11 protein-coding genes are annotated in these 12,470 nt (G+C 63.0%); 1 reads left to right on the top strand and 10 read right to left on the bottom strand.

Annotated features, from left to right (window positions below; translation table 11 throughout):
- Positions 1–17 precede the first annotated feature (17 nt).
- Positions 18–950: a MalM family protein gene (locus L1071_RS09930; RefSeq protein WP_246973984.1), complete on the top strand. Its 933-nt coding sequence runs from the start codon at positions 18–20 to the stop codon at positions 948–950.
- 30 nt (positions 951–980) lie between these two features.
- Here L1071_RS09930 and L1071_RS09925 read toward each other — a convergent pair whose 3' ends face one another.
- The 10 genes from L1071_RS09925 to glnA all read right to left on the bottom strand — a co-directional run bounded on the left by L1071_RS09925 (position 981) and on the right by glnA (position 12,081).
- Positions 981–2,318, bottom strand: coding sequence for a deoxyguanosinetriphosphate triphosphohydrolase (locus tag L1071_RS09925; protein WP_246973973.1), 1,338 nt, complete (start codon positions 2,316–2,318; stop codon positions 981–983).
- A gap of 22 nt (positions 2,319–2,340) precedes the next feature.
- Positions 2,341–3,204, bottom strand: a complete 864-nt coding sequence (locus tag L1071_RS09920) for an isocitrate lyase/PEP mutase family protein (protein WP_246973965.1) — start codon at positions 3,202–3,204, stop codon at positions 2,341–2,343.
- A gap of 231 nt (positions 3,205–3,435) precedes the next feature.
- Positions 3,436–4,269 carry a phosphonate ABC transporter, permease protein PhnE gene (gene phnE / locus L1071_RS09915; RefSeq protein WP_246973961.1) on the bottom strand — a complete coding sequence of 278 codons (834 nt, stop codon included), beginning with the start codon at positions 4,267–4,269 and terminating at the stop codon, positions 3,436–3,438.
- Complete coding sequence (phnE, locus tag L1071_RS09910) at positions 4,266–5,075, bottom strand: phosphonate ABC transporter, permease protein PhnE (RefSeq protein WP_246973949.1); 810 nt, start codon at positions 5,073–5,075, stop codon at positions 4,266–4,268. Before phnE (L1071_RS09910) ends, phnE (L1071_RS09915) begins: the two co-directional genes overlap by 4 nt.
- Positions 5,072–5,893 (bottom strand): phosphonate ABC transporter ATP-binding protein, encoded by an 822-nt coding sequence (gene phnC, locus L1071_RS09905; protein WP_246973938.1) that lies wholly within the window; start codon positions 5,891–5,893, stop codon positions 5,072–5,074. Before phnC ends, phnE (L1071_RS09910) begins: the two co-directional genes overlap by 4 nt.
- Positions 5,894–5,957: 64 nt before the next feature.
- Positions 5,958–6,938: a phosphate/phosphite/phosphonate ABC transporter substrate-binding protein gene (phnD, locus tag L1071_RS09900; protein WP_246973928.1), complete on the bottom strand. Its 981-nt coding sequence runs from the start codon at positions 6,936–6,938 to the stop codon at positions 5,958–5,960.
- Positions 6,939–7,244: 306 nt separating this feature from the next.
- A complete protein-coding gene (ntrC, locus tag L1071_RS09895; protein ID WP_246973915.1) occupies positions 7,245–8,654 on the bottom strand; it encodes a nitrogen regulation protein NR(I) in 1,410 nt (469 codons plus the stop codon).
- Positions 8,655–8,669: 15 nt separating this feature from the next.
- A complete protein-coding gene (gene glnL / locus L1071_RS09890) occupies positions 8,670–9,764 on the bottom strand; it encodes a nitrogen regulation protein NR(II) (protein ID WP_246973895.1) in 1,095 nt (364 codons plus the stop codon).
- Between the two features lie 161 nt (positions 9,765–9,925).
- Positions 9,926–10,528, bottom strand: coding sequence for a DUF4124 domain-containing protein (locus L1071_RS09885; RefSeq protein WP_246973888.1), 603 nt, complete (start codon positions 10,526–10,528; stop codon positions 9,926–9,928).
- A 143-nt stretch (positions 10,529–10,671) separates the two neighbouring features.
- Positions 10,672–12,081, bottom strand: coding sequence for a glutamate--ammonia ligase (gene glnA / locus L1071_RS09880; RefSeq protein ID WP_246973885.1), 1,410 nt, complete (start codon positions 12,079–12,081; stop codon positions 10,672–10,674).
- Positions 12,082–12,470 lie beyond the last annotated feature (389 nt).

Raw genomic sequence — 12,470 nt, 5'->3', positions numbered from 1 at the left:
ACTCGGGAGTTCATCGCATGCCACAACGTCCTCTCGCCGTCCTGCTCTCGGGACTGGCACTTACCAGCTTGGCGGGCTGCGCCTCACTGGTTCCCCACGACGACGCTTCCGTGACGCCAGCCAAGCAGAGCCAGCAAGCGCTCGATCGCGCTACGGACTGCTGCGACTCGCTTGCCGCCTTGCCGTATCAGTCATTGGCGGTCGGCGAGTCACAGTCATTAACGCTCAATAAAAAGGCCCCGATGCACCGTTTCGAGGACGGGGCCAGCTACTTCCAGGCGTTCGAGTTACCACCCACGCGAGAGCCGCTGACGTTCAAACTCACCAGCACCATCGCCAATGATCAGGTCTTCGCCCCGACCGTGCTGGTCCTCGATGAGGATTTTCAGCCCACCCAGCGCGTCGCAAGCGATAAATTCGACTATCTCAGTCCCAACGGTTTCGCCGGTGCACGTCTGGGTGCCTCCTTCGACATCACCCCTGGCCCCGATGCCGCCTACCTGGTGGTCTACAGTAACGATGCCGCGCGTCAGGGCACGACGCAGTATGAGAGCGCGGAAAAAGTCTATGCCCGCGTGCGCGGTCTCGCGCTTCCCCCGGGCCCCGACCCCATCGCCGAGCACACCGCCACCGGCAACGTCACCTTGGAAAGCGAATCCCGCGAGAGCGGCGGCGGCCTGCTGACGCCGATCCTCGGCACGCGCTCGCATACCAACAGTGCAACGGCGGATACCGGCACTGCGCCTTCGCGCGATAAACAGGCATCTCCGTCAAGCGGCGATAGCGACAATGCCTCCGCACCCGACTTCGACTACCGGCGGATGATCGACGCCGCCCTCAAGGCCGACGACATCGAGCTGGCCATGCAACTGGCCGAACGCGCCGAGCGCGAAGGGCACAGCGGCACTCGTGCCTGGCTGGCCGAGCGCCTGCGTAGCACCTCGCCGTAAACCCGCAACGCATGGCGAGTGGCGAGCGCGTCACTCGCCGCGCAGTCGGCCGCCCATCTCTTGGGCGAGATCGACGGCGTAGTGGTCGGTCATGCCGCCGATGAAGTCGAGCATGCGCCGATAGCTGGCGTAGAGCGACCACGACGGCTTGGGCGTGTTCTCGCCGATCAACGCCAGTACGCGCTGATGCTTGAAGGACGATTCGCCGCTGTGATGTAACTCATACGCCGCGCCGATAAAGGCTTCGAGGAGGATGCCCAGCGTCGTATAGGCGCCGATTTCCAGCTTGGCCTTGCGCTCGTTCTGGAAGATACGCTCACGGGCGATCTGCTTGGCCGTACCTACTCCCCAGCCCAGATCGGGATGACACAACTCGAGCAGGTCGCCCTCCAGCGTGCCATTCAGCAGCGCACTTTCATGCTGCACGAACACCGCCGCGACATCGTTCACCGCACGCTCCATCGCCGCGCCGCGCAAGGCCGCGATACGCCGACGCTGAGAAACGCCCCGAGCACGCATATCGTCATAGCCCGACGGCGTGCCCCCGGCGATCTGGATGAGCACCTCGGCGACTTCGTCGTAGCGCAGGATGCCCATCTCCAGGCCATCTTCGAGATCCAGCAGCGCATAGCAGATATCGTCGGCGGCTTCGACGAGATACGCCAGCGGATGCCGGCACCAGGCAGTTTCGCCACGCGGCAACAAGCCCAGACGCTCGGCGACCTCGCTTAATTGCTCGCGCTCCGACTGATAACAACCGAACTTGCCGGCCCGCGAGGCGCGCTCCACCGTCCACGGATACTTGAGCATCGTGCCCAGCGTGGCGGCGGTCAGGCGCATGCCGCCATTGAACTGGTTGTATTCGATCTGGGTGACGATGCGAAACCCTTGGGCATTGCCCTCGTAGGTCAGCAGATCCTCGCGCTCGGCCGGCGAAAGCTCGGCCAATAGCCCGCTGCCCTCCGCCTCGGCGCGCTTGAACCAGTCGCGAATGGCATATTCGCCGGCATGACCGAACGGCGGATTGCCGATATCGTGCCCCAGGCAAGCCGCCTGCACGATGACCCCCAAGTCGGCGGGCGTGATCCAGGCCGGCAACCGCTCGCGCAACTGCTCGCCGACGATCATGCCCAGCGAGCGTCCCACGCAGCCCACCTCCAACGAATGCGTCAAGCGGGTGTGGATATGATCGTTGTCGGTCAGCGGATGCACCTGGGTCTTGCGCCCCAGACGCCGGAACGACCCGGCGAAGACGATACGGTCATGATCCTTGTGGAACGGGCTGCGCCCGATCTCCTCGCGCGAGCCTCCGTGCTTGTCATTGAGACGCATCGGGTCGAGCAAGCGCTCCCATTGCATGGCGGTCATCGCACTCTCCGGTTGTCGAGGCCTACTCTTTCACATCCATATAATCGCGCGCCCAGGCACGATACTCGTCCAGCGTAGAGTAACGCGTAGACAACTGCGACGCGCTCAGCTCGCTGGCGGCGATGTCGCGCTGCTCGCGCAGGCAGTCGTAAGTGGCTTTGATGGCGGCGAAGTAGGCTGCGTGGCCGTTGACCACCACGCGCACACCGAGCGCAGCCAGGCGCTCACGATCGCGCAGCTCGGGGTTGCCGTAGGTGACCAGCATCAGTGGAATGTCTAGCGGCGCGGCGAGGCGCTCGAGATGCTCGAAATCACGCACGCCCACCAGGCAGATGGCATCCACGCCCGCCGCCTGATACGCACACACGCGCTCGACGGCGGCATCATCATCGAGCTGGCCGGCGTTGGTGCGCGCGATGATCGCCATCGCCGGGTCAATACGCGCCTCCAGGGCCGCGCGCATCTTGCCCACGCCCTCGTCGAGGGGAATCAAGTCGGTGGACTTGTGCCCGTATTGCGCCGGCAGTAGCGTGTCCTCGATGGTCAATGCCGCCACTCCGGCACGCTCCAGCTCGGTGATGGTGCGCATGACGTTGAGCGCATTGCCGTAGCCATGATCGGCATCGGCGATCACCGGCAGCCGCGTCACACGGCCGATGCGGGTCGCCTGCTCGACGAACTCGCTGAGCGTGATCAAGGCGAAATCCGGCGCCGCCAGCACCTGCAGCGAGGCCACCGAGCCCCCCAGAATCCCCACTTCGAAGCCCAGATCCGCAGCGATGCGCGCCGACATCGGGTCGAAGACCGAGGCGGTGAAAAAGCATTGGTCGGACGCCAGCAAGGCGCGGAAGTCATTACGTAGATCGTGTTGCGAGGGAGTTGCCACTCAAGACTCCTATTGTCACGCGACGGCCGTACGGCACGCGGGCGAAAGCCCCGCGCGGGCAACGGCGGTCGGATTGAACACCACCAGCCTGGCTGGCACAGGGGAACGCTTTCCGCTGACGAATTACCTGTCAAACATGGCGGAAAGACGTCGATTAGACCTTAGGAGGAGAAGGATATTACGCCGCTCGACAAGATGCACGGGGCACGCCGCATGTCGACGGCGCATCGATCACAGAATGGCATGGCGCACCCGGGCCGAAATCCACTCGCTAACGATCACCGTGCCCAGGATGAGCAGTAGGATCGTCGCCACCTGCGGCCAGGCCAACACATTGATCGACGACTGCAACTTGAGGCCGATACCCCCAGCGCCGACCAGGCCGAGAATGGTGCTCTCGCGGATGTTGATGTCCCAGCGGAACATGGTGATACCCCAGAACGCCGGCAGTATCTGCGGCACGATGGCGTAATTGAGCCGCTGCATGGCACTCGCCCCTGTGGCGCTGACCGCCTCGACCTGACGGATATCGGTTTCCTCGATGGCTTCGTAAAGCAACTTGCCGACGAAGCCGATGGAGCGCAGCGCAATCGCCACCACGCCGGCAAGCAGCCCCGGGCCGATAATCGCCACCAGCAACAAGGCCCAGATCAGCGAATTGATCGAGCGCGAGGCGACGATCACCCACAGCGCCAGCGGCCTGATCAAAGCCACAGAGGGCGTAGTGTTACGCGCTGCGAGAAAGGCCACCGGCACCGCCATGATCACCCCGCCCAGCGTACCCAGGGTGGCGATATTGAGCGTATCCCACAGTGGTTTCATCAGCTCGGGCAGATAACTCAAGCTCGGTGGCCACATGCGCGAACCGATATCGGCAGCCTGGGTCGGCGCATCGGCCACGAACACCCACATCGTCTCGGCGTTCATGACCTGCCAGCAATAGACGAATAGCGCGACCAGCGCCAGCCAGCCGACCCATAAGGCCAGCCGGGCGCGCGGCGTGCGGAATGTCCAGATCTGAGCGTATGTCGCCGGCTCGGCGGTGTTAACGAGAGAGGGCTTCATTGCAGGAATCTTCTCAAATAGCTGGAGCCATACTCGGACAGCATGACGATAACGATCACGATCAGCAGGATGGCGCCGGCACTGTCGTATTCGTAACGGTCGATGGCGGTATTGAGCGTGGCGCCGATCCCGCCGGCACCAACGATGCCGATCACCGCGCTTTCGCGGAAGTTGATGTCCAGGCGATACATCGACAGGCCGATCAGGCGCGGCATGACTTGCGGCTGGATGGCATAGTGCAGCACCTGCCACCATGACGCCCCCGTCGCACGCACCGCTTCGATCTGATGCACATCGCATTCTTCGATGTCTTCGGCGAGGAGCTTGGCGATGAAGCCGATCGAGGCGAATGACAACGTCATGAAACCCGCCAGCGGACCGAAGCCGAACATCGCCACCAGGAAGATCGCGATGATGATCTCCTGCAGCGAGCGGCTGACGGCAATGATCGTGCGACACACCGCATATACCGGTGCCGGCACCAGGTTGCGCGCGCCGCCGATACCGATAGGGACCGAGATCAAGACCCCCACCACGGTCGCGGTCAGCGTCATGGTCAGGCTTTCGATCAGTCCCTGACGAATATCGCCCCAGCGGCTGGTGAAATCGGGTTGCAAGAACCCTTCCACGAAGGCCTGCCCGCGGGCCAAGCCTTCCACCACCCGCGACCACTCGATATCCAGCGAGCCCACCGCCAGCACCAGGTAAACGAGCGCCGCCCCCTGCACGACGAGTCGCCAGCGCCGATCACGCAACATCCGCGGCGGACGCCGCCAGTGCGTCGGATAGGTCGTTCCGAGGCTCATCGTGCCACCTCCGCCACACGCCGCGTGGCGTCCGCCTCGGCAGCCTGATCCTCCTCGTGCTCGCGACGCATCGCCGTCCAGTCCTCGGCACCGTAGATATCGCCGAGCACCGCTTCATCGAGCGCCGCCGGTGCGCCGTCGAAGACCACCGCCCCCTCGCGCAAGCCGATGATGCGATGCATGAACTGCTGGGCCAGCGGCACGTCGTGAATATTGACGATGGCCGGCAATTCGCGCTCATCGCAGATCTCGATGATCAAGCGCATGATCTGGCGGCTCGTCTTAGGGTCCAGGCTCGCGGTCGGCTCATCGACCAGCAGCAACGCCGGCTCCTGCGCCAAGGCGCGGGCGATGCCCACCCGCTGGCGCTGGCCGCCCGACAAGGCGTCGGCGCGTTTGTCGGCCTTTTCGAGCAACCCCACACGATCCAGCAGGCGATAGGCATTCTCGATATCGTGTCCCGGAAAGCGCCGCGTGAAACTTCGCCAGAATGGCACATAACCCAGGCGCCCGGAGAGCACGTTCTCCATCACGGTGAGGCGCTCAACCAGGGCGTATTCCTGAAAGATCATGCCGATGCGCCGCCGTTGGCGACGCAACTCAGCGCGCCCCACCTGAGCGAGGTCGGTCTCACCGAGCAAGATACGGCCCGCACTAGGATCGACCAGGCGATTGATGCAGCGAATCAACGTCGACTTGCCGGCCCCGGAAGGCCCGATCAAGCCCGCCACCTGACCGCGTGGCACCATGAACGACACATCCTGGAGTGCCGTATCGCCGGTGGCATAGGTCTTGGAAAGTTGCTGGAGTTCTAGCATGTCATCCTCCCGATGCCATGACGGCGAACGGTGGCATGCAAGGCACCGCCCGCCGCCCATCGGCTCACGAGCACTGGTACTTCACGCCGTTGGCGTCGTCGATCTGGCGGATCACCGACCATTCTTTCTTGAAGGTGATGGGGATGAACTGCGATTCGCCGTTCTTGCCGAACTCCTCGGCCAGCGCGGAGTCTTCCCAGTCGAAGCTGAAGAATGCTTCCTTGATGGCCTCCTGCAATTCAGGCTTGAGGTCATGCGCCACGCCGTACCCCGTGGTCGGGAAGGTATCCGACTGGTAGATCACCTCGAGCTGGTCGGCGTCGATCACATCCCGGTCAATCATGCGGTTTTTGACCGAGTTGGCGACGGTGGCGACCTCGTAGTCGTGATTGGCCACGCCTAGCACCGAGTTGTCGTGCTTGCCGGAGAACTCGACCTCGTAGTCCTCGCCGGGTTTCATGCCGAATTCCGAAGCCAGCAGCGCAGTGGGTGCCTTATAGCCGGAATTCGAGGTCTCGGAAGTATGCGTCAGCGTGTGGCCCTTGATGTCCTCGACCTCGTCGATGCCCGAACCGGGATAGGTGATGATTTCCATCTCGTAGCCGAAAGAGCCATCGTCGGCAGCCATCATGGCGAAGGGTCGAAAGCCCGCGCAGGCCACCGCCAGCGGGTTAGAGCCGGTATTGAAACCGGCGACGTGCAAGCGTCCGGCGCGCATCGCCTCGATCTGCGCAGCGTTGGACTGCACGGGGAAGAACTGCACCTTCTTGCCGGTAACGTCTTCCATATGCTCGAGGAAGCCAGCCCACACATCCTTGTAGACGGCGGGATCTTCCACCGGCGTGTACGCGAAAACCAACGTATCCGGATCGCGCTGCTGGGCCTCGTTTTCAGGAATATCGGCGATGAGATCGCCATCGTTGTCAGTGTAGCGATCGCTGAGCTTGAAATCGGCCTGGGCGGTGGAAATGCCTGCGGCAAGCGCGGCAATGGTCAGCGTCAGCCCCAGAAAGGGGCGAGCCAAGGGAAGCGTCTGCGTCAACATGAATTGTCACCTGGTTGCGAACAATGAACACCTCTTCATTGTTCGCCCCCACGGATGACAGTCTCGCGACGCTTGGATGACGATACGATGACGATCAGACGACAGCTCTGCCCCATCGCGCGGCACTCAGTCATCCGCCAACGCCGACAGCAACACCTTGAGTTTGCCCCGCCCTTGTCGAGAGAGGGTATTGCGGCCCCAGCCGAGCAGCCGGGACTATTCGTCCGCCAACGCCGGCAGCAGCACCTTGAGCTTACCCCGCCCTTGTCGAGAGCGGGTATTGCGGCCCCAACCGAGCAGCCGGGACTATTCGTCCGCCAACGCCGGCAGCAACACCTTGAGCTTACGCGTCAGTGTATTGCGGCCCCAGCCGAGCAATTCGGCAGCCTCGCCCTTGCGGCCCCCGGTGTGCTTGAGCGCGGTCTCGATGAGGATGCGCTCGAAATCCGGCACCGCCTCCTCGAGCAGGTGCGTATGCCCCGCCGCCAAGGCCCGATCGGCCCACTCACGAAAGGCGCCGCGCCAATCACCGCCGGCACTTTCGGTGCCCTCGATATCGCGCAGCTCCGGCGGCAGGTCCTCGATGAGCACCTCACGGCCCGACGCCATCACCGTCAGCCAGCGACAGGTATTCTCGAGTTGGCGCACGTTGCCCGGCCACGGCAATTGCGTGAGATGCTGTTCGGCGTCCTGAGTCAGTACCTTGGGCTCGGTGGCGAGCTCCTTGGCGGCCTCAGCCAGGAAGTGCTGTGCCAAGCGCGGAATGTCCTCACGCCGCTCGGAAAGACGCGGTAGATGGATACGAATCACGTTGAGGCGGTGAAACAGATCCTCGCGGAAGCGGCCATCTTCGACCAGGCGTTCCAAATGCTGGTGGGTCGCGGCGATGATACGTACGTCGACCTTGACCGGCATATGGCCGCCGACACGATAGAACTCGCCATCGGCCAGCACGCGCAACAAGCGGGTCTGGGTCTCGGCGGGCATATCGCCGATCTCGTCGAGGAATAGCGTGCCGCCATTAGACTGCTCGAAACGCCCATGGCGCTGCGAGGTGGCCCCGGTGAAGGCGCCCTTTTCATGACCGAAGAGTTCGGATTCCATCAGGTCCTTGGGAATCGCCGCCATGTTCAGTGCGATGAAGGGCCCGCCATGCCGTGGACTGTGCTGATGCAATGCCTGGGCGACACGCTCCTTGCCGGTCCCCGATTCACCGTTGATCATCACCGTGATATGCGATTGCGAGAGCCGCCCGATGGCGCGAAAGACCTCCTGCATCGCCGGCGCCTCACCGATGATCTCCGCCGACAAGCCTTCCGGTACCGCCGCCGGCGCACGCCGCTCGCGGGCATGCGCCACGCCGCGGCGCACCAACGCCAGGGCCTCGTCGACATCGAACGGCTTGGGCAGATACTCGAAGGCACCGCCCTGATACGAGGCCACGGCGCTGTCGAGGTCGGAATGCGCGGTCATCACGATCACCGGCAAATCCGGGTGGCTTTCGCGAATGCGCGCCATCAGGTCCAGCCCGTCGAGTCCCGGCATACGAATATCGGTCAGCAGCACATCGGGCGGTTGACGCAATATCTGTTCCAGCGCGGTATCGGCACGCTCAAAGCTTTGCACCTCGAGATCCGGCTGCGCCAGCGCGCGTTCCAGCACCCAGCGAATGGCGCGGTCATCGTCGACGATCACAATACGTGCGGCGTCAGTCATAGGGCCTCCCGAGCCTCAATGGTGGCTCTCAAGCGGAATCAATAAGCGGAATTCGGTACACCCGGGCACCGAGTCGCACTCGATCAAGCCCTGGTGCTGATGCAGGACCGACTGCGCGATGGAAAGGCCCAGGCCACTGCCCTCGGCGCGCCCCGAGACCATGGGGTAGAACAGCGTCTCACGCAGCGTCTCGGGAATGCCGGGGCCGTTATCGAGGATGCCCAGCTCGCACACCAACCGATGACGCTCGGCACCCAGCGTGAACTGCCGCCGCGCCCGGGTACGCAGGGTCAGGCGTGGGCCGTCGATGCCCTGTTCCTCCATCGCCTGGACGGCGTTGCGGGCGACGTTGAGCACCGCCTGGATAAGCTGCGCCTCATCACCGTCCAACTCCGGCAGGCTGGGGTCGTAGTCGCGGACGTACTCGATGCGCGGATGCTCGGCCTCCAGCAAGGTCCGCACGCGTTCGAGTACCTTGTGGATGTTGAGCGGTTCGTGACGACTCATGCTGTTGGGCCCCAGCATGCGATCGACCAGGTCGCGCAGGCGGTCCGCCTCCTCGACGATGACCCGCGTGAACTCGGCGAGTTGCGGATCGGGCAGATCGCGCTCGAGCAACTGCGCCGCGCCACGGATGCCACCCAGCGGATTCTTGACCTCGTGCGCCAGCCCGCGGGTGAGCACCTTGATGGTTTCCTGACGCGCGATCAGCGCCTCCTCGCGGGAAATACGCAGCAACCGGTCACGCGGCTCGATCTCGATCAACAGCTCATCGGCGGACATCGGCGTCACGGTGAAATCCACCGTCGCCGAATCCCCCGATGGCAACACGAGACTCGCCTCGCGCTGGGTGAAGGGATGCAGCTCATCACGCGCCTTGAGCAACACCGCCTCGACGCAGCCGTCGACCCCCGCCAGGCTTTCCAGTCGCTGGCCCATGACACGCACCCGGCTAGTCGCCAGCAACGACTCGGCGGCCGGATTCATCCAGCGCACATGCAGGGCGCCATCGAGCAGCACCACCGCCGTCGTCAGGTGTTCAAGCAAGCGCTTGGGGTCGACCGAGTGTGGTAATTCGACCGAATGTTGTGGCACAGGAGGTTCTGGCATGACCCGTCCATTATCCATCGTCCATGTACGTTATCAGTGCAAGAAGCGCGCCAGTCTGATACCGCCCGGTATAGAGCAGTGCAGCCATCGGTACACATATCACTAACGCACCAAAATAGTGCAAAAAGAGAAAGGGAGACAGCGCCAGGCGCCAAATCGGCTCACTGGCTACCGTTGTCACTATTGTTGCGGGGATTGTTGGGATTGGCAGGCAAGTACACGCTGGCGCGTTGCACATACAGCGTGATCGGGGCACTGCGTTGACGCACACGCCCTTCGGTATCGACGACTTCGACGCGCAAGGTATGCTCCCCGCGCACTAGTTCGGTGACCGAGAAGGTCGTCGCGTGCTGGGCCGCCCCACTCGCCTCACCATCGACGAGGATGCGTAGCCTGTGCCCCTCACGCAGTTCGGGAGAGATCGCCACACGCACCTGAGTATCGCCCGCCGCACCGGTGGGCAGGGTCGTCTCGTTGCCGGGAGCCGCAATGGCGAGACGCTCGTAATCGGTGAAGGACGATTCAGCATCCGGTTCCGCCTCGACCGCTGCGTCCGCTACCTGGCGATCGCGTTCCTCACGCGCCTGACTGGGCACCGTGTTCACCGTGCCGACGTTCACCTGCTCCCCTACCGGGCTGTCGGAAAAGGTCACGTTGCCTTGCGCATCGACGCTGCGATAGACCGGCGTCGCCTGCGCCGCCGAGACGCCCAACACCCCAGCCATAAGTAGCGCCCAAGCGCTGATGGTGGCCAAACCGCGCATGTCGCTCTCCTCAGGCCAATCGGGTTTCTAGTGTAGCGCACGCCAGGCGCTGCGAAAGAACGCCGCTCCACCCCATTACGTAAAAGGCCCCGTCACATCGGACGGGGCCTCGGTCAGCGGCTATCACTCGCCGTCGTGCGAGATCAGCAGCTGTAGTACATGTCGAACTCGATCGGATGCGTCGCCATGCGCAGGCGGTCGACTTCTTCCTGCTTGAGCTCGAGGTAGGCGTCGATCATGCTATCGGTGAACACCTCACCTTCGGTCAAGAAGGCGCGATCGGCGTTCAGCGATTCCAGCGCCTGGTCGAGGCTCTCGGCCACGGTGGGGATCGCCTTGCCTTCTTCCGGCGGCAGGTCATAGAGGTTCTTGTCCATCGCGTCGCCAGGATGGATCTTGTTCTTGATGCCGTCGATACCCGCCATCAGCAGCGCGGAGAAGGCCAGGTACGGGTTGGCGGTCGGGTCGGGGAAACGGCACTCGACGCGCTTGCCCTTGGGGCTCGCGGTATACGGAATGCGGATCGACGCACTGCGGTTACGCGCGCTGTAGGCGAGCATGACCGGCGCCTCGAAGCCCGGCACCAGGCGCTTGTAGGAGTTGGTCGATGCGTTGGTGAAGGCATTCAGGGCACGCGCATGCTTGATGACACCGCCGATATAATACAGCGCGGTTTCGGACAGCCCGGCGTACTCGTCGCCGGCGAACATGTTGGCGCCGTCTTTCCAGAAGGACTGGTGCACGTGCATGCCGGAGCCGTTGTCACCCACCAGCGGCTTGGGCATGAAGGTCGCGGTCTTGCCGTACGCGTGGGCCACGTTGTGGATCACGTACTTCATTTCCTGAACTTCGTCGGCCTTCTTGACCAAGGTGTTGAACTTGACGCCGATCTCGTTCTGGCCGGCGTTGGCGACCTCGTGGTGATGCACCTCGACGGTCTGGCCGATGGCTTCCAGGGTGTTGCACATCGCGCTACGGATGTCGTGGAAGCTATCCACCGGCGGTACCGGGAAATAGCCGCCCTTGACGCGCGGACGGTGCCCCAGATTGCCGCCTTCCACGTTGGTGGAGTCGGTCGCCCAGGCGCCTTCCTCGGAAGTGATCTTGTACATCGCGCCCTGAATATCAGCGTTCCAGTGCACTTCGTCGAAGATGAAGAATTCCGGTTCCGGCCCGAAGAAGGCGGTGTCGCCCAGCCCGGTGGACTTCAGGTACGCCTCGGCGCGCTTGGCGATGGAGCGCGGATCACGCTCATAACCCTGCATAGTGGCCGGTTCGATGATATCGCAACGCAGCACGAGGGTAGCGTCTTCGGTGAACGGGTCGAGATAACCGCTACCATCTTCCGGGCGCAGGATCATGTCGGACTCGTTGATGCCTTTCCAGCCTTCAATGGAGGAGCCATCGAACATTTGGCCGTCCTCGAAGAACTCGTCGTCGACGGCGCTGGCCGGAATCGTGACGTGCTGCTCCTTGCCCTTGGTATCGGTAAAGCGCAGATCCACCCACTTGATATCGTGTTCTTCGATCAGGGCGAGGGTCTTCTCGGACATGATTTCCTCCACTATGAGCCTGCGGCTCGAGTCGTTTGCTTGCGTGTTCAACGTCGTTTGTAGCACGCCCGCCGGCAACTGCCCACGGGTAGGCACTTTACGTTTTTCAATGCAGAAGGCATGCCAATCATTGAGCCATCTAAGTGCGCCTTCGATAACCGCATGATCCACCGAGAAAAAATAGACCATCTTGGCGCATCGGCCAGCACCACTTTGGCGCTAAGCGCGCCACATAAAAGTGCAGAGGCCTTTTAAAGCCCCGTAAAGGTGCAGCGTAACGCCCTTATGAACCAACATGGTGCAAAACGTGCTCAGGGCCCGTTCGGTGGCAAAACATCGTACCCTGTCGGGCTTTGCTCGCGCAGGCCCGTAATCAGTATTGCTTTAGA

It is taken from the genome of Chromohalobacter sarecensis (assembly GCF_023061135.1).
Classification (GTDB): Bacteria; Pseudomonadota; Gammaproteobacteria; order Pseudomonadales; family Halomonadaceae; genus Chromohalobacter; species Chromohalobacter sarecensis.
Note: the sequence above shows the minus strand (reverse complement) of the source record. Positions and strands in the feature narration are given on the sequence as shown.

Coding starts and splice junctions, on each gene's coding strand:
- L1071_RS09930 (WP_246973984.1), top strand. CDS start 18: ATGCCACAACGTCCTCTCGCCGTCCTGCTCTCGGGACTGGCACTTACC.
- L1071_RS09925 (WP_246973973.1), bottom strand. CDS start 2,318: ATGACCGCCATGCAATGGGAGCGCTTGCTCGACCCGATGCGTCTCAAT.
- phnE (WP_246973961.1), bottom strand. CDS start 4,269: ATGAAGCCCTCTCTCGTTAACACCGCCGAGCCGGCGACATACGCTCAG.
- phnE (WP_246973949.1), bottom strand. CDS start 5,075: ATGAGCCTCGGAACGACCTATCCGACGCACTGGCGGCGTCCGCCGCGG.
- phnC (WP_246973938.1), bottom strand. CDS start 5,893: ATGCTAGAACTCCAGCAACTTTCCAAGACCTATGCCACCGGCGATACG.
- phnD (WP_246973928.1), bottom strand. CDS start 6,938: ATGTTGACGCAGACGCTTCCCTTGGCTCGCCCCTTTCTGGGGCTGACG.
- ntrC (WP_246973915.1), bottom strand. CDS start 8,654: ATGACTGACGCCGCACGTATTGTGATCGTCGACGATGACCGCGCCATT.
- glnL (WP_246973895.1), bottom strand. CDS start 9,764: ATGCCAGAACCTCCTGTGCCACAACATTCGGTCGAATTACCACACTCG.
- L1071_RS09885 (WP_246973888.1), bottom strand. CDS start 10,528: ATGCGCGGTTTGGCCACCATCAGCGCTTGGGCGCTACTTATGGCTGGG.
- glnA (WP_246973885.1), bottom strand. CDS start 12,081: ATGTCCGAGAAGACCCTCGCCCTGATCGAAGAACACGATATCAAGTGG.